General features: G+C 38.4%; 30 protein-coding genes. 25 read left to right on the forward strand and 5 right to left on the reverse strand.

Annotated elements, in window-relative coordinates; genetic code table 11:
• Positions 1-45: 45 nt before the first annotated feature.
• Positions 46-360, forward strand: coding sequence for a hypothetical protein (locus NSQ09_RS22640; RefSeq protein ID WP_219145028.1), 315 nt, complete (start codon positions 46-48; stop codon positions 358-360).
• 73 nt (positions 361-433) lie between these two features.
• On the opposite strand, the gene NSQ09_RS22645 is transcribed toward NSQ09_RS22640, so the two are convergent.
• Positions 434-1,060 carry a VanZ family protein gene (locus NSQ09_RS22645; RefSeq protein WP_013603286.1) on the reverse strand — a complete coding sequence of 209 codons (627 nt, stop codon included), beginning with the start codon at positions 1,058-1,060 and terminating at the stop codon, positions 434-436.
• A gap of 32 nt (positions 1,061-1,092) precedes the next feature.
• Positions 1,093-1,482 carry a hypothetical protein gene (locus tag NSQ09_RS22650; protein WP_013603287.1) on the reverse strand — a complete coding sequence of 130 codons (390 nt, stop codon included), beginning with the start codon at positions 1,480-1,482 and terminating at the stop codon, positions 1,093-1,095.
• A 335-nt stretch (positions 1,483-1,817) separates the two neighbouring features.
• Between NSQ09_RS22650 and NSQ09_RS22655 the strand changes: the two genes are divergently transcribed.
• Entirely contained in the window at positions 1,818-2,090 is a 273-nt protein-coding gene (locus NSQ09_RS22655; protein ID WP_013603288.1) for a hypothetical protein, read from the forward strand.
• A gap of 292 nt (positions 2,091-2,382) precedes the next feature.
• Here NSQ09_RS22655 and NSQ09_RS22660 read toward each other — a convergent pair whose 3' ends face one another.
• Together NSQ09_RS22660 and NSQ09_RS22665 are read right to left on the reverse strand one after the other, a co-directional pair.
• Positions 2,383-2,787, reverse strand: a complete 405-nt coding sequence (locus tag NSQ09_RS22660; protein ID WP_013603290.1) for a hypothetical protein — start codon at positions 2,785-2,787, stop codon at positions 2,383-2,385.
• Between the two features lie 10 nt (positions 2,788-2,797).
• A complete protein-coding gene (locus tag NSQ09_RS22665; protein WP_013603291.1) occupies positions 2,798-3,973 on the reverse strand; it encodes an Alp7A family actin-like protein in 1,176 nt (391 codons plus the stop codon).
• 1,395 nt (positions 3,974-5,368) lie between these two features.
• Between NSQ09_RS22665 and NSQ09_RS22670 the strand changes: the two genes are divergently transcribed.
• On the forward strand, positions 5,369-6,475 hold the full coding sequence (locus tag NSQ09_RS22670; RefSeq protein ID WP_013603185.1) for a tetratricopeptide repeat protein: 1,107 nt from the start codon (positions 5,369-5,371) through the stop codon (positions 6,473-6,475).
• Positions 6,472-6,606 carry a hypothetical protein gene (locus NSQ09_RS22675; RefSeq protein ID WP_013603186.1) on the forward strand — a complete coding sequence of 45 codons (135 nt, stop codon included), beginning with the start codon at positions 6,472-6,474 and terminating at the stop codon, positions 6,604-6,606. The genes NSQ09_RS22670 and NSQ09_RS22675 overlap by 4 nt, the downstream gene beginning before the upstream one ends.
• A gap of 170 nt (positions 6,607-6,776) precedes the next feature.
• Here the strand turns inward: NSQ09_RS22675 and NSQ09_RS22680 are convergent, their stop codons facing one another.
• The gene (locus tag NSQ09_RS22680; protein WP_013603187.1) at positions 6,777-7,262 is read right to left on the reverse strand and encodes a helix-turn-helix domain-containing protein; all 486 of its coding nucleotides are present in this window, start codon (positions 7,260-7,262) and stop codon (positions 6,777-6,779) included.
• 594 nt (positions 7,263-7,856) lie between these two features.
• Between NSQ09_RS22680 and NSQ09_RS22685 the strand changes: the two genes are divergently transcribed.
• The 21 genes from NSQ09_RS22685 to NSQ09_RS22785 form a co-directional block, all read left to right on the forward strand.
• Positions 7,857-8,369, forward strand: coding sequence for a hypothetical protein (locus tag NSQ09_RS22685; protein ID WP_282326649.1), 513 nt, complete (start codon positions 7,857-7,859; stop codon positions 8,367-8,369).
• A 494-nt stretch (positions 8,370-8,863) separates the two neighbouring features.
• Positions 8,864-10,021, forward strand: coding sequence for a hypothetical protein (locus NSQ09_RS22690; protein ID WP_341032801.1), 1,158 nt, complete (start codon positions 8,864-8,866; stop codon positions 10,019-10,021).
• A gap of 3 nt (positions 10,022-10,024) precedes the next feature.
• Positions 10,025-10,324 (forward strand): type IV pilus modification PilV family protein, encoded by a 300-nt coding sequence (locus NSQ09_RS22695; protein WP_282326645.1) that lies wholly within the window; start codon positions 10,025-10,027, stop codon positions 10,322-10,324.
• 47 nt (positions 10,325-10,371) lie between these two features.
• Entirely contained in the window at positions 10,372-10,656 is a 285-nt protein-coding gene (locus NSQ09_RS22700) for a DUF5052 domain-containing protein (RefSeq protein ID WP_341032802.1), read from the forward strand.
• 26 nt (positions 10,657-10,682) lie between these two features.
• Complete coding sequence (locus NSQ09_RS22705) at positions 10,683-11,045, forward strand: hypothetical protein (RefSeq protein WP_341032804.1); 363 nt, start codon at positions 10,683-10,685, stop codon at positions 11,043-11,045.
• A 61-nt stretch (positions 11,046-11,106) separates the two neighbouring features.
• Positions 11,107-11,862, forward strand: a complete 756-nt coding sequence (locus NSQ09_RS22710) for a hypothetical protein (protein WP_341032806.1) — start codon at positions 11,107-11,109, stop codon at positions 11,860-11,862.
• A gap of 40 nt (positions 11,863-11,902) precedes the next feature.
• Positions 11,903-12,115: a hypothetical protein gene (locus NSQ09_RS22715; protein ID WP_341032808.1), complete on the forward strand. Its 213-nt coding sequence runs from the start codon at positions 11,903-11,905 to the stop codon at positions 12,113-12,115.
• Positions 12,116-12,222: 107 nt separating this feature from the next.
• Positions 12,223-14,559: a hypothetical protein gene (locus tag NSQ09_RS22720; RefSeq protein WP_341032809.1), complete on the forward strand. Its 2,337-nt coding sequence runs from the start codon at positions 12,223-12,225 to the stop codon at positions 14,557-14,559.
• A gap of 291 nt (positions 14,560-14,850) precedes the next feature.
• Positions 14,851-15,018, forward strand: coding sequence for a hypothetical protein (locus NSQ09_RS22725; protein WP_341032811.1), 168 nt, complete (start codon positions 14,851-14,853; stop codon positions 15,016-15,018).
• A gap of 71 nt (positions 15,019-15,089) precedes the next feature.
• Entirely contained in the window at positions 15,090-15,470 is a 381-nt protein-coding gene (locus NSQ09_RS22730) for a hypothetical protein (protein ID WP_341032813.1), read from the forward strand.
• Positions 15,471-15,483: 13 nt separating this feature from the next.
• Positions 15,484-16,701, forward strand: a complete 1,218-nt coding sequence (locus NSQ09_RS22735; RefSeq protein WP_341032815.1) for a CpaF/VirB11 family protein — start codon at positions 15,484-15,486, stop codon at positions 16,699-16,701.
• Between the two features lies 1 nt (position 16,702).
• Positions 16,703-17,506 (forward strand): hypothetical protein, encoded by an 804-nt coding sequence (locus NSQ09_RS22740; protein WP_341032817.1) that lies wholly within the window; start codon positions 16,703-16,705, stop codon positions 17,504-17,506.
• The gene (locus tag NSQ09_RS22745) at positions 17,503-18,237 is read left to right on the forward strand and encodes a hypothetical protein (protein ID WP_341032820.1); all 735 of its coding nucleotides are present in this window, start codon (positions 17,503-17,505) and stop codon (positions 18,235-18,237) included. The genes NSQ09_RS22740 and NSQ09_RS22745 overlap by 4 nt, the downstream gene beginning before the upstream one ends.
• 41 nt (positions 18,238-18,278) lie before the next feature.
• The gene (locus NSQ09_RS22750; RefSeq protein WP_341032822.1) at positions 18,279-18,623 is read left to right on the forward strand and encodes a hypothetical protein; all 345 of its coding nucleotides are present in this window, start codon (positions 18,279-18,281) and stop codon (positions 18,621-18,623) included.
• Positions 18,624-18,661: 38 nt separating this feature from the next.
• Entirely contained in the window at positions 18,662-18,814 is a 153-nt protein-coding gene (locus NSQ09_RS22755; RefSeq protein WP_341032824.1) for a hypothetical protein, read from the forward strand.
• A gap of 34 nt (positions 18,815-18,848) precedes the next feature.
• Entirely contained in the window at positions 18,849-18,992 is a 144-nt protein-coding gene (locus tag NSQ09_RS22760) for a hypothetical protein (RefSeq protein ID WP_341032826.1), read from the forward strand.
• Between the two features lie 33 nt (positions 18,993-19,025).
• Positions 19,026-19,169 carry a hypothetical protein gene (locus tag NSQ09_RS22765; RefSeq protein ID WP_341032828.1) on the forward strand — a complete coding sequence of 48 codons (144 nt, stop codon included), beginning with the start codon at positions 19,026-19,028 and terminating at the stop codon, positions 19,167-19,169.
• Positions 19,170-19,226: 57 nt separating this feature from the next.
• Positions 19,227-19,442: a hypothetical protein gene (locus tag NSQ09_RS22770; protein WP_013603205.1), complete on the forward strand. Its 216-nt coding sequence runs from the start codon at positions 19,227-19,229 to the stop codon at positions 19,440-19,442.
• Between the two features lie 30 nt (positions 19,443-19,472).
• Entirely contained in the window at positions 19,473-19,664 is a 192-nt protein-coding gene (locus NSQ09_RS22775) for a hypothetical protein (RefSeq protein WP_341032830.1), read from the forward strand.
• Positions 19,665-19,687: 23 nt separating this feature from the next.
• Positions 19,688-19,924: a hypothetical protein gene (locus NSQ09_RS22780; RefSeq protein WP_341032832.1), complete on the forward strand. Its 237-nt coding sequence runs from the start codon at positions 19,688-19,690 to the stop codon at positions 19,922-19,924.
• 25 nt (positions 19,925-19,949) lie between these two features.
• A partial coding sequence (locus NSQ09_RS22785; protein ID WP_341032834.1) for a hypothetical protein occupies positions 19,950-21,509 on the forward strand: 1,560 nt, incomplete at its 3' end.

Here is a 21,509-nt window from a genome sequence, read left to right on the forward strand (position 1 = left end):
ACATATATTCTCTGAACAGTGAAACCAGCTGCAGCTGAAGAAAAGATGTTGCCGGTACCGGAAACCAGGAAGCCAGGTGCGGCTTGTCGTGATGTGGTAGCTGAAGAAAGAGATCGATGCCAGGCATCCAGGAGCGAACCAGCTGCAGCTGAAGAAAAGATGCTGCCGGTACCGGAAACCAGGAAGCCAGGTGCGGCTTGTCGTGATGTGGCAGCTGAAGAAAGAGATCGATGCCAGGCATCCAGGAGCGAACCAGCTGCAGCTGAAGAAAAGATGCTGCCGGTACCGGAAACCAGGAAGCCAGGTGCGGCTGTGTCGGTGATGCGCGCAGCTGAAGAAGATCAATGTCTGGAATTGTGAGACAGAACTATTTGGTCATAAAAAAGAACCAGTGGCTTCCTGGTTCTCATTGATTTATGGCCATAATTGGCTCTTATATATGTTTACGTACTTTTTGTTTCCTAGACGTCTTGTTAGTGCTGTCCACTTCAAATAGCTCCTGTCTAACCATTGGATAAACGAATTTATAAAATAGGTATCCAAGTGCAGAGCCTAGGGTGTTTAATATAAGATCATCTACATCAAAGCTTCTGTATGTGAGTCCAATCGCTGATGATATAGTAAACTGTGAGGTTTCTATGATGAGTGAAGCAATAAACCCAGCGATAATAACACGCTTTGCTTGTCTCATTCTGTTGAAAAGAAGAGGAAGAAAACATCCTAATGGGAACAAGAGTATTATATTTCCGCCGAGCTGATATACGGTTACGGATAAACTTGAGCCTGTTAGTGCATCCTTCATGGTGTTAAAAGGTATGAGGTTATTAGTTTCTTGGAAGCCTTCTGCGGCTCTGTCATGAATTAATAAAGGGTCAGTTGGAATTGGAAATAGCGTCATACAAATAACGCCTGTAAGATAAACAAAAGTAGCAAGTATATAAATACTTTTCTCTATTGTATATCTCGGCTTCTTTTGCACGAAAACAGCAAATAAACGGTAAACAACAAACAAAACATAAGCGTAAACAACGTACGGAATAATAAAACTATTAAGTAACACTATATCACCCTATTCTTATAATAAGCTGTTACTTAATTGTAAATGTCCCCGTATCCTCCTGTCGATGCTCCATTATTCTTCTTTTTCATAATAAAATAAAATTTCCCTTTAGTTTTATTTCCATAACTGTTTGTAGTTGAACCGTTTTGAGAGAACTTTTTAGAGCCAAGATATTTGGCTTTGCCTTTTTTCTGCTTTCTGTATAGTTCAATGTTAAAAGTGCCACCACTACCACCTGTGTCAGCATGAGTATAAATTTTAATATTACTAGCACCGCGGCTGTACGTTTTAGAAGTAACTTGATGTTTAAACTCAAACCAAAAATCATGCTTTGATGCAGCCAATGCAGCTGGTGCCGTTACAGGGAGTAGTAATGTAAAACTTAGAGCTGAAGAGACTAGAACTTTTTTAATTTTTTTCAAGAAAAAAACCTCCTTTAATATGGTAATCCAAAACAAAATTACCATATGGATTAAGCGGTTACAACAAAAAATATCAAAATAATTGAATATTCACTAATTCTCTACATTTTATGTGCATAATTACATATTTTATGTACATATGAGATGATATAAGTGTCACCGGCTTAATCTTTTGGAGAAGTAGCATGCAGTCACCATGCCTACAATTTTAATTGGTTGTACATATTTTAAAGAGTTACAGAATAACATAGTAACAGATGAAAACTGTTACGGTGTTACAGTGTTAGTGGGATAATCTCAAATAAGTTGATGTTTAGTTGGGGGGAGAAGATGATATGAAGAAAAAAACGACTAACCAGGTCGAAGAAAGAAAAGTACGTTCGGATAAAAAAACACGAGTTAATCCTTCATTGGATGCAAATACACATGAAAAGCTGAAGAAGTTGGCCATTTCTTGTGATATGACAAAGACACAGTTAGCAGCTGAAATTCTTAAAATGGCGCTCAACAATGAGAGTGTAATTGACTGGTATCAAAAAAAATACAACAAAGACGATTCATATAGAATTATCCTTGCCCGTATTAATGGTGAATTGCATTATTCTTAACCAACTTTCCCCCAGGTGCGGCCAATTTTTTTCCAGAGTTTAAAACAACTAGAACAAAGTTTTTGATTCTTATTATATTTTTCTTTTGACATCCGGACCGTTTTACCACAATGTTTACATTTCATTTTTATGACCTCCCTTTAATAGTATCAGCATTGCCAATAAAACAGATTTTATACAGATTAAGTGGATTCTAATGTTGCTCAGGGCGTCTGTGTTGCAACTAAAAAAAGTTTGTCATGCAATCCTCCCTTAAATGGTATAAAAAAAGAGCCTAGATTAATCCAGGCTCTTAAAAATCATAGTCGTATTCTTCTTCAATAGTTCCAGTGATTTTTTCAGTGATTAACTGACCTTCTTCAATCGTTTCTGAAGCTGACTTTGGATCAGCTGTTTTGTGTTCTACGTAGATCGATCCCTGATCAATTTTCTTCCTCAAATCACGAAATTCTTTCTTCATTTCTTCTCTCATGGCAATTAATTCATCATGAACATGACGATCTTTTTCTCTATTCTGCTGTTCCTCTTTCTGTTGTTGCATGTCCCTTTCTATGAGCTGAAAGGCATACTCTCTAAAGGTACCCTTACTCTTACCTTTACTGAATGTACTAATCTGCTCTAAAACAAAATCGTACATTTCATCAGACATTTGTGTTGTTCGGACATTAAAGAGTGGAATTCTTTTGTTTTTCCCCATTTCTAATCACCTAAATTGATTGTGCCTCTTTTTCATTTGCCTGTTTCTTTACTTGTTCAGCGCGGCTTAAAACTTCAAGGCCATATAAGTTGAGCAGTCTTGCATCCTCAGCAACTATATGATTTGATTCAGAAATATCACGGCCATATCTCTCTTCAGTAACCACACTAATTGATTCTTCAAGCACCTCGCCAACACCGCCAAAATAAAGGTATTTGTAAACCTTATCTTTTGGTGCAGGGAACGTATTTTCAGCTTGGGCTATTTTGATTTCTGTGTATTCTTTAAGAGATTTTTTGATGATATCAGTTAAATCAAATTTCTGACCGGTATTCCCGTCTCTTCGTTCCATCTTGGTTTTTCCAATATTTGAGTATATAAACTTTTCAAGCTCCCTAACGCTATCAAAGTGCTCTAGGAGTTTTTCTTTTCTCAATTTTTCTAAGTGCGCTAAAAACGGTGCTTCGGTATTAGAAACAAAAGAATCACGACTTTTTGGCGGTTTTAATCCAGCTGGTAGTAATACTAGATCATCTGTTCCGCCACCTAAATCACAAAAAACTACGTCATAATTTTTAAATTGTTCGGCATAGTCTTTATCTTCTAGGTCAAAGTTTTTCTTTATTGCCCATCTTGCTACTTCAGATTCGATCCTGCACGCTGCATCTTCCACTTTTATAGTAAGCTCTTTTTCTAATCCTAATGTCAGCACCTTTACTTGGTGAGTGCCCAAAAATTTAGATGCCATCCTTTTCTGCATTTCACTGAACTTATCCAATTTTTTAAGAAGCCAAATTGGTAGCATTGTTTGAAAGTATTCAATAGTAACTTCATTATCTTCACGTTTGCCTTTTAGCGCTTGGTAATAAGCAGTTGCAGCTAAAAATGTTACGTATGGAATATGTGACTCTACTTTATTATGTAACTTCTTGATGTGTTGGTTGCCTAACACTTCTGGTTCAGCAAGTTCACCAACTAGAAAATATCTCTCTGTTTCATCAATAACTGTAGAAACTAATAACCGGTCCTTTAAATCTGCCGGATCTTCAACGATACTCGTAAATTTTCCTTCAGCAGCTTCTTTAGATATCTCTACTACATTTGTAGGCAATTCAAAAAAATAACCATCAATTAAATTCATGTACATACTGTTTCCAAAGTCCACGTTCATACGAGAAATATTCATATTTTTATTCTCTCCTTTGATTTCACTTTCCTCAATACTAGCATCTTATATCACTAAAGTCAATAAAATGAAATCACATTTAAAAGCAGTAAATACAGGCTATTTGAGGACTATATAATAAAACTGAAATCAGTGAAATCAGTAGAGAAAAGTGATTTCAGGCCCGGGGCTTTACGTCAAAAAAAAAATCGTGTAAGATAAAGTCAAGTTAAGTCAATGTGAAAGTTTTGGCATTGAATTCTGGTTCTAGTTATTCTAAATAAACAACAAAAAACCCTGTTGTTTGCAGACAACAAGGTTAATAGATTTGATGATACATATTTTGTTTGCGAGCTATTTGCAAAATTGAATACAAATAAAGAATGACAAATAAAAAGTGTCCGATGTTGCAGCATCGAACACTTCAGCGTTTGAATGTCGCACCATTCAAAACATGTGATTAGTTATGTCTTCATTTTACCGAAAACAAGTGTGTACGTCAATAGTTTTCGGCTTCTTTTGAACGACAGAAAACCACTGTTTGGTACGGCATCAAACTTGGTTTTCTGTCGTTTTTTGTTTGTCACCCAGCTGCCGTTAAGGGGTGTAAAATAAACTGACGTCAGGAGTTGCCCCGTCCACCGCAAACCCGGGGATATACCACAATAAGCGTTCCTTGCTGCGCTTGTGGTGAATGGCGAGGACGGCCATTAACGGTCCGGAGAATGTGGAGAAACCACTAGGTTGCTTGGCGCACTACGGTGCGGGCAACTATGGCCAAGCTTCTATGTAGCGGCACACAATTGAGTGTGACCGTGTGAGAGAACACGAGACAAACCCCGTAGAAGTTGCATACAGGACAAGCATTGTATGTAAAAAGGTCATGGCAGGCGAAAGCCTGGCGATAGCAAGGCAGAACTGGAAACCTCAGACGTCTCTATGACGCTAGTTTCAAATCCTGATCGATTGCCTATGTCTGTCCGTTTTTATTTTTTGCGCGACAGACATAGGCAATCGAAATTCGCCCTGTTTCCTAGAACAGTCAGCTATTCTGCTAGTTTCAAGTTCTAAAAGTCAAGAGAAATACACTAAATAAATGCGAATTTCCTTAAAACCCTTAGGTTTTAAGTTCCTTTTTTAAGGGTTGTTCGTTCGATAGAACAATAGTATTTTAATATATTTTTCCTGCGGGATTTCACTAACGTATACTGTTATTCCCTTTGGCCTATCTTAAAAACTTGTATAGATTGTGTTTGAGCCGTTTAGTATGATATCAGTACATGCTTGGGTTTAGAGCATAAAAATGAGCTTTGAACATTAAACACTATGTACTAAATGTTCTTTGTTATTAAAATGTTTGATGATGCCGATAAGTATTAGGACTAGTTTTGTTTTTGAATAGCTGGAGGGAAGTGTATGTTGTCCAAAGTAAAAAAAGTACCGTCTCCCTATGTAGGCAATCTGTTGAATAAATGGCATGACTATATTATGCAGGAGAAGGTTCATGAGTCTATAGAGAAAAGAACTGAAATAAAGCAATTGTTAAGTCAGGCTGAAGATAATAAGGACCTGGTTGATTATTTTATTCTACTGGATCATCGTCATAGCCTTTGTTTTGATCAAGAGGCATCTATGGGTGATGTCGTTAATATGTTAAGTAAGGGAAGTCATGATCTTTTAATAAATTTTTATTTTGAATTGTTTGCAGGGGATTATGAGTTTTTTAAAAAAAATTATGTTAAAGCAATTTCTTTTTATGAAAAAGCTGAACAAAAGTTATCGAGTATTCCCAATATTGAGGAAACGAAGTTTGCGGAGTTTCATTATAAGATTGGAGTTGCTTATTATGAGATTGACCAGCATTTGGTGTCAGTCAACAAAGTAACTAAAGCCAGGGATATTTATAAAAAAAGTGATATGTGGAACCTCGAAGCTATTCAGTGCAGTTTGGTGGTCGGTATTAATTTGTATGATATGGGGCGTTTAGATGATGCGGATGCATATTTTCGTGATGCCTTGACTGAGGCCTTGGATCATGGCTATGATAAGCCTATAACTAAGATTTACCACAATCTTGGATTAGTCCATTGGCAAAAAGGTTCTCTTGAATTAGCTCTGCATTATTTTAGGGAAGCTTATTCGCATGAATGGTTGAGGGATTCGCCTAAAGGACAGCAAACTGTATACATGCTTTCAAGAGTACTGTATACAATGGGGCAAAATGAAGAAGCTTATCACTGGTATGAATTAGGAATAGAAATGGCGCGTAAATTTGATGATCATGAGTATAAAGCAAAACACGACATTCTTTATCATCTTTATGAGCAGCCTTCAATCGATGAAGTAAAGCAATCTTTAGCTTTCTTAGAAGAGCGTAATCTTTGGCCGGACGTATCCAAAATTGCAAAAGGTATTTCAGAGCTTTATGAAAAAAAAGGTGATTTAGTGACTAGTCACGAATTTTTGAAAAGAGCTTTTTATGCTAAAGAGCAAATTCAAAGAATAACGGAGGCGTTAGGATGAAGAAAATTAATGGTTGGATTGTCGTTGCTTTGCTTGCTGTTACTACTGTAGGAGCTGCAGCAGCTATACAATACACTAATAATGCTGATTCTCCTGGACAATTTCAAGTAGCCCAAAAAGGGATGTATTAAAAGCTGACCAATAAGTGTCAGCTTTTTTTGTGTTCGATCACGGCTGCAGCTGAGGAGAAGATCCGGCCTGAATCCGGAACCCAGGAAGCCAGGCGCCTATGTTCGACAGCTGAAGAAAGAGATCGATAAGCTATTGATCGGTAATCAGTAAAAAAAGGACTGCACTTAGGCTAGTCCTTTTTTAATTTCATGTATTCATTTCTAATTTTTAATAATTCTATCTCTTCCTTAACGCGCTCTATATCCTTTTCTGAAAGCCCAGTAACATCAAAAAAACGAATAACACTATTATTTTCACTTGATTTTAACTGGTCAATTTGATTTTGAATTTGATTGATACTTGCCTCAGTTAATCCAGTTAAATCAAATAATTTTATCTGTTTTGAAGTATCTTTATCCTTCTCTTTAACATGATCTTCTTCCATTGATGCTATATACTCCATTATTTGAAGCATTTCTATATTAGGAATGGAGAGCGCCGTTGCCAACTTTTTAATAACTGCCTGTGTCGGTCTTTTTCTTTCACCTTTTTCAAGCATGGAAATATAAGCAGATGATAACCCTGTATCATTTGCTACTTGTGTTTGGCTTAACCCTTTTTGTTTTCTTTTTTCTAACAAGTATTTAGAGAGATCAAATTGCTCTCTATTGCCCACTTATACCACCTCGCAAAATAAACCCTGTATATGGTCTAGCGCTTACAATTTTTCGCGTTTTTTTACTCAGTGAAAAAAACCGGTTAAAAATTTCACTGAAATACTTTACAGTTAAAAAAATGTCTGTTATCTTAGTGAAAGAGTCAGTGAAAAAAATGCAGAAAAAGGTTTTTTGTTGTTAATATCAAACAGTTTTTGTGTAAAAAGAACTAGAATTCAACTTTTGTTTTAACCAACGTATTCACTGTTGTCTCTGAAGTTTTAACTACCAGTTAATTTAACCGTATGTATGTGTATTAATCATACACTATCAAAGTGTGCTATCACAATGTAGTCAGTTAATAATAAGTTTAGTAAAAACAGGATAAGGGCCATCAAAATCAGGCTGCAACTTGGTTTTGATATAGCTCACAGTGAAAGTTAGTGTGAACTTGCCCCATTTATTGTATTCATACATCATTTTAGCTTTAAAAGAGAGGCATCTTTTGAAGTAAAATTCATTTCGATGTATGTTTATCGATTTGGAGCTGTCAGACTAACTGGCGGCTTTTTTTGTTGTCTTTACACTGATTGAAAATTTAGGGAGGGAATAGCTTGGCTAAAGTTAAATTGCTAGAAAAAAAAATGACTGAAAAAGACGTTGAAGAGTATGGAAGCTCTTTAAGATTGTTTGACGGCAGCACTCATGTGTTGATCGGTAAGGAATGTTTACATACTCATACTAAAAATAAAAGACCGATTTCACAGTGTTATTCAGATATTCGAAACGTGAAGAACGCTGACGGTATTATTGTGGGAAAACGGGTTTCCCCGCATTCTAGTCTTCTTTTTACGACTGAAGCCTTTCAGCCGGCAAGAAAAGTAACCCAGGTATATAAAGCTCCAAAAATGCCGCGTCGAAGTACACAAGTACGGCCGAGAAATACCTCTGGAAGAGCTAAGAAGGTATCAGTTCTTTTAAGTGAAACTGGATATGCAAATGTTCATCAGCTGAAACAAGTGTTACTTGATGCCGGTGCTAAAAAAGTCCAAACATATAACACAAGCAAAGGCATTGCTATCGTTTGTCATCCTAACTATTTGCTACAAAAAATAATTTCTGAATAAAGTGAGGCTGATCAGGATTCACACGTTTGTCAGTGATTTAGCACAATTAATAGCTTACCAATCCATAGTTTTACCAGGTGTAAATGGACGGAAAACTAAAGTTTTCACGGGAGTGCAGAATATACTTCTGCTGTTGGTTGCTAAAAGTGCTGACAAAAACTAATTGAATACTAGGGTAAGTCCCCCTCCAAAGGTATAACGGCCATGCAATACTTTTGGGTGAACATTTCTTCTTGGCGCGAGTGACGGTTTTCACCGGTCGTAGACGGCAAGTTTGGCCTTACATTATCAGATTCAGATGAAGTTAAGTCTGAATACTTGGCTGATATAGAGTTCCGTGAGTAACAACTGCTACAAACTCACGATTTTGGACTGTTTCATTGATAAACGTGTGAATCCTGGCTTCCAAGTCAAATTACATCATATGTTTTTAACTCAAACCATAGTAAAATTGTGAATGGAAAAATATATTTAAAAAGGTGTTGAGTGTAAGTATGAGAAAGAAATTGGCTGCTGGTATTGTTGCCGGTGCAATTATTTTAGGAGTGCCTGGCTATACAATTTTTCATTCATACCAAGCAAATGCTGAAGAAGCTCGTGTGTTAGACAATGCAACGGATGCAGTTAACTCATTATATGCTTCTAAAAAATATAATTACTTGGCTGATGGGGTTTCAAAGAATGATATTCAAAAGGCTCAGAAGTTAGTATCCGATGTAGCTGATTCTAAGAAACAGAAATCATTAGCAGAAAAAGCATCTAATGCTGCGATCATGTTAGAGGCCTCAAATGCAGTTAAAGAGGATATCGTTGACGGGGTGATCGTTGATGATCTCACAAAGTCTATTCTTTCTGTTACCAAGGAAAGCGTAGATAAGGTAAAGCCGATCAGCAAAGATTTGTATAAAGATTTATCTAAAGACTTATCTAAAGCTTATGATCAAATTGAACAAATAGACAAAACAAAAAAATTACTCAAAGATGCGAAGAAAGATTGGAATTCCTATAAAAAGATTGAAAAAGAAGTAAATAAGATTTCCAATCAGACTGCGAAAAAGAGTCTGAGAAAACAGCTTGAAACGCTAAAAAAGAGAATTGAAGATCAAGAGTCTATAAGCAAAAAAGCGAAAGAAAAGCTGAATGAGATTGAGAAAACGTCACAGAAGGACAGTGACAGTAAAGCAGCAAACGACAGCAGTCAAGTAAGCACAAACGATAATGAAAATGCTACTTCAAGTGCGGAATCAAGTAATACTTCTGCAACACAGAATAAATCAGGTAGCTCGTCCAATTCAAGCAGCAGTTCGGGATCATCGAATTCCGGGTACAGCTCATATTCAAACGGGTCTAGTAAATCAAGCTCCAACACGAAATCATACTCAAATTCTTCTTCATCAAGATCCTATACATCTAAGTCAAATTCGGGCAGCACTAGCCATAGCGAAAGTAAAAAAAGCAGCACTGGAAGCAGCAATAAATCATCAAGCAGTAAGTCGTCTTCCAGCACATCTAAAAGTAAACAATCCCAAAACAACACCATGAAAAATGCGAACGATTTTGTTAATGACTTTAACAGTGGAAATTATAATCATGTTGGTAGTGGTAATAATGGGACAGGTAATAACTACGATGTGTATGAGAGAGGACAGTAAGCATTGGGTGATAACACGAATAAATACGTGGTCTCTCTGATTTCGGTATTCATTGCTGGTTTAATAGTGTTAATTGGTCTTATGGCGTTAAGTGGGGTGTATGCACAGATTGAGGAAAGGCAGTCTGAAAAAAGATATCAGGCAGTTTCAACTCAATTAGGCATTCCAAAAGCTGAGATCCTAATAACACCTTCTGCCCATGACGGAATCTATACTGTAAAAGCTAACAACAGGTTATACTCAGTAGAGTTTGACACCTCAGATAAAAAAATTGCACATATGACTGAAGAACGGACTAATTGATTAGTCCGTTCTTTACGTTTTTTAATAAAGAAAAAGGGGCTTGTGGAATGAAAAAGATTTTGCTAATTCTAACATTTGTAATCCTGGCATTTTCAGCTTTAACCGGCTGTAGCAGTGAGAGTTGGGATCGCTCAGTAAAAGATCATGAATCAAGTGTTAACGGGCTGAAACGCACAGCAACGGTATATGACCAAAATGGGAAGGTCATCAAGACGTATAAAGGCAAGTTCGATGTAGAGGTCAATGATTATGGAAATAAAGTGAAGTTTGACATTGATGGAAAGCGCGTGGTTATCAATAATGCGATAGTGATTGTAGAAGAGGATAAATGAAAAGGGTGTTGTGAAGTGATGATCGAATGAAACATTTAATCTATATTGTTCACGGGTTTATATTGCTTCTTTGTAATGTGATGGCTGTGATGGCTTTCTTATTTGTGATTGCTTTTACTGTGGCCCATCTTTTATTTATAGCTGTTCCCATTTACTTTTATTTCACAGGACATACTATTTTGGGTTTCATTAGTGTGACAATAACTTTACTATTTGTTTTTTGGATCAATGGGTTAAATGCATCTAGTAAGGATAAAAAAAGTACATTCTACGACAAGATCTTTAGTCCACATTGGCATTTTGATTATATTGAAAAATTTTACGAATTTATGATTGGGAAACTAGGAATTAAAAGTGATGGAGATAAGAAATTAAATTCTCATGAATAACATTCTAGCAAAAGGGGGTGATGATGAATCAGTTTCTATTTTAGGGTGAAAGGAGAGAGCCATGGGTGCAGAATCTATTTTAAGTGATGAAGTGGCCAAGGATAGAATATTAAAGCGAATTTCCGGTGAAGGGATTAGAATAAGACCTTCTTTTTCAAAGTCTGCGATTGGGCAATATGCGTATTATTTGGGAGAAGATAAGATACCGCCGACAATTGAAGTACCACAATTCACTGATCTCAGTGAATTAATACAGGCATTTGCGTTGGCGCATGAGTTGGGCCATCATTACGTATACCAAAAGAGTTCAGAAAAAAAAGCTCGGCTAATCAAATCCGGACTGCTTTTTACAACGTATTGGAATGAGAAATTGGCGTGGCGGGAGGCCGAACAAATACTGAAGGAGGAAGGAATTCTAGTTGATGAGCAGACCAACTGCTCTTTCCTTATGTACAAGACACATTGCTTAAACACTTATAAAGATCAGGTGGTACATTCTATTACCAGCCCGTTCAAGTTCTTGTTCGACAGTGTTCTGCTTCTAATTAAGCTATACATTGGTTTTTATATTCTACTTGGTATTGGCCTAGTTTTTTCCGCGAATTCTATCCCGATACCGTTTGATGATTTTTTAGGGATCAGTTCTTTAAATAAAAATGAACTCCTTACTGTCGTTCCTAAGCTTGTTTACATCGTGTTAAGTTTAGCCACTATGTATAAGTTTTGTTGGTGCTACTTTCTAAGGCGCTCATTTAGACCGGTTCTTTTTTATTTTGTGACATTGTTTTTCTCAAAATTAGTACCTCTGGTATTTTAGGAATCTCTAGAGAAAAATGAATATAAAATGAGGTGGAAATATGGATTTGAAAAAAGGTATTGAAGGAGTGCAATCTGCACGTAGTCTCAAAGGGGTACTATTAGAGGGACGTGGAGACTTCAAAAAGTTTCTCAAAAAAAATAACCATTTAGATATTAAGGATATCCACTGGCAAGCAATACAACATAATTCGTGGATAGAACACTATTTTTTTGTTAAGTACACCGAGAAGAATGGTGAATTAAAGGTATAGGAGGAATCTTTGTTGAGGCAAATCATTATAATTCCCCCATCGGGATTTGTTTCTTTGAGTTTGTTTAAGCTTTTGCCATACAGCACAATGAGAAAGGGGTGATCGAAGTGATTCACATAGTGTATAAAAGAATTTTGATAATGCTATCAAGTGTTGTAGCGATTGCCGCAGCGCTTTTTTTTGCGCCATTTTTCACGTCATCGGCCGAAGCTGCTACAGCTGTTGCCACAGGTCCGTATTCATGGAAAGATCCGCACGGCATTACTCATGAATCAGCTTACATCAAAATAGGAGATACCATTGTTTACTGTATTGATCCAGATAAGCCGGCGCCTTATGGCGGTCATTCATATAAAACCCCGCAGCGTCAATATGATGATGGTGTCAAAGCCATTCTTTATTACGGGTTCGGCGGTGATGGTAACGAAATTGGAAAGACAATGACCGATATGGTCAAAACCTATGTCGCTCTTAACAACTGGCTTGATGGAAAAAGGGATCAAAGAACATATAGTAACCAGGATGCTGAAGTGTGGAAGTTAATTCAACATGCTAAAAAAGGTGATGCTCCGAGCTACCAGGTATCCTTCAGCAAAACTAAAGTAGGCAGCTCTGTTTCCGGTGATCAGCAAAAATCAGAAACCATTAAGCTGAACGGGAAAGGAACAGCTACGTTAACCGTTCCTTCAAAGGTAACGATACACGTGAACGGCGGCAAAACCCAAAAGGGCGGCCATATCACTATTCATGATGGCCAATCATTTTATTTCACTGCACCTTTAGATTATGGATCTGACTACGACACAGGGAATGTTAATGGTGAGATCAGACAGCTGGCGTCCCTGCTTTATCTACCTAATACGAGCAGCTATCAACGGCTGATGTCAAGTACATTTGTGGTTGATCCGGTTGTGGCAGCTGGTTTTACCGTTCATTTTGAAAAGCGTCAAAAACAAATTACGGTCGTTCATAAAGACAAGTACGAAGGCACGGTCTTAAAGAAAGTAAAAGAGTCTAAAAATATCGGAACCAATTACAGCTATTCACCTGAGAAGAAAATCGTAAAAGATGGGAAAACCTATGTGCCCGTTAAAACAGAAAAGAAAACCGGTAAATTGGGAAACAAAGATATCACTATTACTTTTGAGTATGCATTGCAAAGGAAAGTAACAGTGATGCACAAAGATAATCGTGACCACACGTTGATCAAGAAACAAGTATATACCAAAAAACGAGGCGATACGTATTCGTATGGTCCATTAACCAATTTGAAAAAGAACAATTACACATATCGTCCTGTCTCGGATAAAAAGATAACTGGTACCGTTGGAAAAGATGATGTAACAATTACTATTTATTATGATGTTCCATTGATCAAGACCAGCCTTGATAAGCTTCAAATATATACGGCTCCGGCTGCGGATGGTCTGCCGGTTAAGGTTTATCTTTCTAAGACCAACATTTATAAAAATGACACCAAGGGCATGACCACAGCAAAAATAAACGTCAGCTTGTATGACGGGAAACAGCTGCTAAGCAAAAAAACATATACAGCACAGAGTTTGCCGAAGAATGTAAATTTCACTGTGCCGGCAAAGAATTTAAAGGTAAACGCAAATAAGCTCTATACGGTCAAATTAGAGGGTTTTAATGAAAATGATGTAGACGTACCTGACAAGGCAAAAGAACTCTCTACGAAGGGTTATACGAGTTCTGAAGACAAAGTTTCTGTGTCTATGAAAGATGTAGTTAAAAATCAGGGATCTGTTAAACGCGTAGTTATGACAGAAGTAACCCCAACAACTGCTATGAAAAGCTACTTTGAAACAATGACATATCAAGGGCAGCTGCTTCCTAAACGGAAAACCGGTTATGGCAGCGAGCAAAATCTTGCTTTCACATATGAGAACATGCTTCAAAAAGACGATGATGATATCAAATTCGATTTTAAAGTACCTGAAGAGTTGATGGATACTTACTTAAACTATTCTGTTAAAGACGGTAAAGCTATATTCCCTATGGATGTTGCAGCATCTAAGAAATCAAGCACCGCAGACAATTTAATCCGGGAAATGTCATTTGTTTTCCCTCACGTAAATGTGGAAAAAGAAACTGGCAGCTTATTCACAGATCAGCAAGTTAAAGCAAAAGACAAACGCTTGAAAAACGCTGTTCGTGACGGAGGGAACAAATTTTACACTCCTATTTGGGCGGAATTAGGCAGCTATGATGTTTCTTATACTTCAAGCAAAGTAGGGGTTAACAAAGTGACTATTGAATTGAAGGATAAGCTCACACTATTTGCTTATATGTACGGCCATATGAATTCAGAAACAAAGGATCAAGACGAAATAATGCTTACGCCGATTAATGCTGATGATCCTTTCCCTAACGGTACACCTGACGGCTGGTCACAAAGTGATATTAATTGGTTGAAGAAATAACCTTTTCAACTGTTTGGAGGAAAAAGTATGGAGAAAAGCTGTTTCACTTTTACCACTAAGAATAGGGTTGAGGCCATCACAAAGTTAACGAGACTCATATCTGAAGGCAAAATAATAAGCGTTAATTCGAGGAGAGTTAAAGAGTCCACAAGAAGGCAGAGCCTTCAGCCGATAGACGATTTATATACAGGAACTATTGAGTATACAATTGTCAGCTACAAAGAATAGCAGCAAAAGAACTAACTCCAGATGTAGTGTGAAGCACTTTTAAGGACTGAAAGGAGTAAAACAATGCAAACAGAAGATCCATTCACAGCAATTGCTAAATTAAACGAAAAGGATTTCGAACAAATCATAAAAGAGCAAAGGTCAAAAGGTACTAGGGCAGCAAATATTCTAGCTGACTCTTTTGAAGCAACTCGTAATGCATTCAATGACGACAAATTAGAGGGCAATTAAAACAAATTAGAGGATGAACTTACTAAGTTCATCCTCTTTTAATTTAACCCGAGGACAATCGAGGTGAGCATATGAAAGGTTCCATTACAATTTTAGGGCTTATATACATCGGTTTGTTTCTTCTGACGGTCACAATTTCTTATCATACCGAGGCATACCGGCATAACTCGATAATTAGCACTATGACTGAATCAGGTCAGATAGCAAGTATCAATAGTATTGATAAAAGTTCTCGTGTGGAAGATGGCCGTGTAGAGGTTACAGAAGAGAGCTTCAAAAAGAAATTTAAAACTCTCTTTGAACAAAACAGGAATATTAAACTATCTGGAACTAAATATAACTTTGATTTTTTAAAGACAGCAGAAGGCGGAATTAAGGCTGTCCGCGTTAAAATCACAGACGATCGTAACTCAAAATACCAAGTAACGTTTGTGTCGAATATTGTCAGCTGAGGAGGAAAGAAAAATGATAAATCCCGCATTGATTAGAGACATATATAAAGATATCCGTGAAAAGAATCCTGAAATTGTTTTACAGGCATTCTCTTCAGAGGAAGCTAAGGAAACATTTAGGGATCTGCTTGCCCATGATCACCCTATTTTAGATACCGAGGAAAAATTGGATTATGCTGTTCAAGAGATGGTTGGGCTGGGTGTTATAGATAGCATCATAAAGCAAAATAAAAATGTGACTGATGTTTCTTTCAATGGCAGCCAATTGGTTATTAAAAGAAGTGACCTTATAGATCCTTATCCGTATGAAGATCCAGAAGGAATCATTAACGAAGACTATATTATTAAAATTATTCAAAAGTTTGCCAACGCTGTTGAGAAAGACTTTACGACCAAACATCCTGATTTAAATGCGTCTTTAGGTAGATTGCGTATTAATGCTCTCCATAAGTCGCATTCACCTGATGGCACTACAATGGCAATTCGAGTTCATGGTCCTAAACTAGCGCTTACTAAGGAGAATTTTTCTGATTTTGCTCCTGAATTCATGTATGAGTTTTTTAAGGCAGCAGTTGGAGCAAAAGCTAACATTGTTATAGCTGGTGAAACTGGATCAGGTAAAACAGAATTTCAGAAGTTTTTACTAAGTATGATTCCTTTCCGTGAAAAGATCGTATGGATTGAAGATACAATGGAAGGTCATCTTAAAGAATTGTTTGGTGAAACTAAAGATATTCATAGCTGGCTAACATCTCCAAAGCTCTCTATAAATGATCTAGTGAAAAACGCGCTAAGAAATGATCCTAAGTGGATCTGTGTAGCAGAGACACGGGGAATGGAAGCTTATGAAATGTACCAAGCAGTTTTATCTAGTCACAGTATTATAACTACTTTGCATGCAAATGATGCTGAAACAATTCCAAGCAGATTAATCAATATGATGAAAATGGGTTATAAAATCGACGAGAAATCAATTTTAAAAGACATTTACAAAAACTTTCATTTGGGGGTTCATCTCAAAACTACTGCAATAAATGGTAAAACAGTTAGATACCTTGGCGAAGTTGCTGAGTACAATCTTGATGGTTCTATAAGAACAATTTTCAAGCAAAGATACATCAACGGAAAGTTTGAAAGAACACTAGGTGAAATGAGCCAAGATCTAAAAGATCGCATGTTGGAACACCAAGTTGATCTTAGCGTACTACCTGTTACTGTTAGGGGGGAATAGCGTGAAGAAAAAAGTATATACGATAGACGAACTTAATGCTTATCGAGAAGCTTATGGTAAACCTATAGAGCGAAAAGAGCTTTTAATCTCTTTGATAAAACCGTTTGCTGTGGTTTTTGTTTTTACTTATGCAGTGTTCTATTATTGGTGGCTTAGTTTAATATTGGGTGCTGTCGCTATGTTCTATGGATATCGCGTCATGATGCCCCAGTCAATTAAGCGTGTTTATGAGAACAATGCATTTCGTGAACGCCATAACTTTATTAACAATTTAACTATGATTCTTACTAATGAAGACAAAACGATGCTAAAAGCGTTAGAAATAGTAACGGAACGTGCAACTGGAGAATTTAAAGAAGATCTCCTTGATTTGCAGGCAGCTCTTCATGGTGCAACTGACGAAGAGATCCATAGCGCCTTTAAGGAGTTTGGCAAGAAATATAAGCATGACGTCATATTTGATTTATATGTTGAGCAACTGGAAACTGCGACTATTGAGGGACGAACAAACATTGATACTATCAAGGATATAAAATCACTTCATAATGATTTAAAAATGGAGCGCGATGGGTTTATGAAAGATAAGAAGCGAGCAACATATGAATTTAGGTTCATATCGTTGATTTCTTTAATATTAATTGGAGCATGTACCTTCTCATTCGGCTGGTCTCAATGGGTTAATGTATATGCCCATAGGTTAACTGGATGGATTGCACTTTCGGCATATCTTTTACTTTTGGGTTTTTTCTTCCACAGTTACTATAAAAGATTAGGAGACGACAAAATAATGGAGGTGAAAATATGAGTGAAGAAGTAGTTGAAGTTAAAAATAATTTCTGGCTGAAAATTGCGGAAAGTAATTTACCAGCTATGTTAAACGAAATGGGATATAACCAGGAGTGGTTCATTAAGTTCCAAAAAAAACGTCTAATGCTGGCTATTATCTTTCTGGGCCTTGGTATTGTCATAGGCGCATCAGTTAATGCGTGGATCATGTTATTAGGCCCCATATTGGCGGTTTCTGTATGGTTGGTTGAGTATCAAAGAGTGTTGAATGCTTATAAAAGGAATCAGTTTGAAAAGCAGCTTCAGTTCAATAAATTTACGAGACTGTTAAACCCGTTGTTGCGAGAAGTTAATTCTACCTTATATAAGGCTTTAAATAAGATGTTGAAAAGAATGGACGAGGGACAAGTAAAGACAGCTTTAAAAAGGCTTTTAATCGGATTAAGTGATGAACCCAATTCTGAGGCGCCTTTCCGACAATTTGCTAAAGAGGCTAGTGGTACTGATCAGGCAATGTTATACATGACAACTCTCTTTGATTATCAACAAAGCTCCTCTGATCCAACAATAATCAACGATTTAGCTGATATGTCTAGTAAACAACTGTTCGCCGGTGTACGGGAAATTATTGAATTTAAATTGAGGAAATTTGCAATGTTTCCAACCAAGCTTACTATGGCCAGTTTTATTCCGGTAATGGGTTATGCTGCAGCTATGTTGATTGACACAATTTCGAAGGTAACAAATTAGTGTGCTAAAGGGGTGTAGGAAAAATGCTTGAAGGGTCGGTAATGGCTATTGGAAAAATGTATATGGCCATATTTGTTTTATTTGCTCTTTTTGCTGTTTCAGTCTTTTTTATACAGATGAATCAGGGGAACGAATACAAGCAATATATCAATTATCAAATTGAAAGAAACGGCGGTCTTACAACATCTGCAATAGAACATATTGAAGAGTATAACAAGAAATACTACGACAGTCGGTTTAAAATTGAAAGTCCTATGATGAATCAAAAAGTGAAATATGGGGATGAAGTTAATTACACAGTTCAAGGAAACTTTAAAATTCTATATTTTAATCTTCCTATTCAAACGATCTCAATAAAAGGTTCTGCTTTATCGTTAATCCGATAAATGTGGAACCTTTTTATTTTGGCTCTTTTAAGGGGGTGATGGAAATTTTAGATCAAAACGCGGACAGGATGTATTGGGTGATTGGTGCAGTGCTGGTAGTAGGAGCTTTAATTACGTTATCTCAAACAGCGTTTCCTGATCTATTAAGCAACGTTTTTAATGGCTTTACAGCCAAAATACCAAAATTTTAATTTCAAATTTCAAATAAAAAGGAGAGTGTTCAAGATGTTAGATCAAAACGCGGACAGGATGTATTGGGTGATTGGTGCAGTGCTGGTAGTAGGAGCTTTAATTACGTTATCTCAAACAGCGTTTCCTGATCTATTAAGCAACGTCTTTAGTGGCTTCACTTCAAAACTAAAGTTCTAATTTCAAATTTCAAATAAAAAGGAGAGTGTCAAAATGTTAGATCAAAACGCAGACAGAATGTATTGGGTGATTGGCGCAGTATTGGTAGTAGGAGCTTTAATTACATTATCTCAAACAGCATTTCCTGATTTGTTAAGCAGCGTCTTCAGTGGCTTCACATCAAAACTAAAATTCTAATGAAAGAGACGTACTATCTGTGCGTTTCTTTTTTTATGGAAAGGAGGCGGATCAAAAATGAATAAAGATGGACCGGTCGTTAAGGTCAAGGTTACTCCAAAACAATTGCATTCCATGATCCATAAACGCCAGGCAAGACTCCCTCTTGGTTACCAGGTGACCAAGGGGGGGAAGTTTGACGCTTACTGTGATCAAAAAAGTTTGCTTCATCAATTTGTTATCAAAAACTTCACTATTAAAAACAACCACATCTTAGTGAAATTCACTAGCTGATGATTTCATCAATTGAAGGAGGTGAGGAGAATGGCTGCTACAAAAGCAGAGAAAAAAGATGCTAAAGACCTTTGTGAATTGATATTAGCGTCACAAGGGATTTCCTATGATGATTGGCTTCATGATCAACATAATGCAATTGTTTCTAAACACAGTAATATCTTGAAGAAAGCCGTAAAGCAAATGGTAAGTAAACCTGCATATTCAGAGCAACATAACTAAACAAACTAAAAAGAGGTGTCATTATGGTAGATAATATAGTCAGTATGATTACTTTTATAATTAGAGCTGTTCAGGTAATTGCTGGTGCCTATGCTGCTTATAAATTAAGTTTATATGCAATTGGCTACATGTCGAAAAACCAACATAAAATTGAAGAGGCGAAGGGCGGAATGAAAAACGTAGTAGTTGGTCTCTTTGTCGTTGGTGGATGCGAAGCGATTGTAAAATGGATTCAACAAGGTTCAGGATTCAGCTTCTAAGCAAATGAATATGGAGGGTATCTAAATGATTCGAGCTTCGTTTAAGGGTGGGAGAAAGTTTCGGTCCATTATTCCATCCAGAAAGCAATATAGTATACGTTTAGCTTCCTCGAAAATGGCGGAATTGGAGAGATTTGCTGAGGAAAATAATCTTAATGCGGAAATAATATTAACCATCTTTGACGATGAAAATAATTCAGTTCTCTTTCGGGAATCTTTTTCTGTTGGAGAAGGGATTTCAAACAACCTGCTCTTTCTCGTAAGCAGAACTTTAGATACTACTTTTAAAGACAGTCCGCAGGAAGAAAAAGATGCATTGCTTCAAATGTTATCAAAAGCCATGGAAGAGGAAGCTGTTGAACAGGAATGTAATAAGAAGCTGTTTTCTGTTCCGAAATTAGGTTTTTTGAAAGGCAGAAAGAAAAAAGAACTAGATCCTAAGGCAGTGGAGGCAGCCGAAGCAGAACGCGCTCGTCAGGCTGAAGAGGAAGCCCGCCGGAAGGCAGCCGAAGCAGAACGTGCTCGCCAGGCTGAAGAGAAGGCCCGGCAGGAGGCAGCCGAAGCAGAACGTGCCCGCCAGGCTGAAGAGAAGGCCCGGCAGGAGGCAGCCGAAGCAGAACGTGCCCGCCAGGCTGAAGAGAAGGCCCGGCAAGAGGCAGCCGAAGCAGAACGCGCTCGTCAGGCTGAAGAGGAAGCCCGCCGGAAGGCAGCCGAAGCAGAACGTGCTCGCCAGGCTGAAGAGAAGGCCCGGCAGGAGGCAGCCGAAGCAGAACGTGCCCGCCAGGCTGAAGAGAAGGCCCGGCAGGAGGCAGCCGAAGCAGAACGTGCCCGCCAGGCTGAAGAGAAGGCCCGGCAGGAGGCAGCCGAAGCAGAACGTGCCCGCCAGGCTGAAGAGAAGGCCCGGCAAGAGGCAGCCGAAGCAGAACGCGCTCGTCAGGCTGAAGAGGAAGCCCGCCGGAAGGCAGCCGAAGCAGAACGTGCTCGCCAGGCTGAAGAGAAGGCCCGGCAGGAGGCAGCCGAAGCAGAACGTGCCCGCCAGGCTGAAGAGAAGGCCCGGCAGGAGGCAGCCGAAGCAGAACGTGCCCGCCAGGCTGAAGAGAAGGCCCGGCAGGAGGCAGCCGAAGCAGAACGTGCCCGCCAGGCTGAAGAGAAGGCCCGGCAAGAGGCAGCCGAAGCAGAACGCGCTCGTCAGGCTGAAGAGGAAGCCCGCCGGAAGGCAGCCGAAGCAGAACGTGCTCGCCAGGCTGAAGAGAAGGCCCGGCAGGAGGCAGCCGAAGCAGAACGTGCCCGCCAGGCTGAAGAGAAGGCCCGGCAGGAGGCAGCCGAAGCAGAACGTGCCCGCCAGGCTGAAGAGAAGGCCCGGCAAGAGGCAGCCGAAGCAGAACGTGCTCGTCAGGCTGAAGAGAAGGCCCGGCAGGAGGCAGCCGAAGCAGAACGTGCTCGTCAGGCTGAAGAGAAGGCCCGGCAGGAGGCAGCCGAAGCAGAACGTGCTCGTCAGGCTGAAGAGAAGGCCCGGCAGGAGGCAGCCGAAGCAGAACGTGCTCGTCAGGCTGAAGAGAAGGCCCGGCAGGAGGCAGCCGAAGCA

This window comes from Bacillus sp. FSL W8-1202, assembly GCF_038006165.1.
Taxonomy (GTDB): Bacteria; Bacillota; Bacilli; order Bacillales; family Bacillaceae; genus Bacillus; species Bacillus subtilis.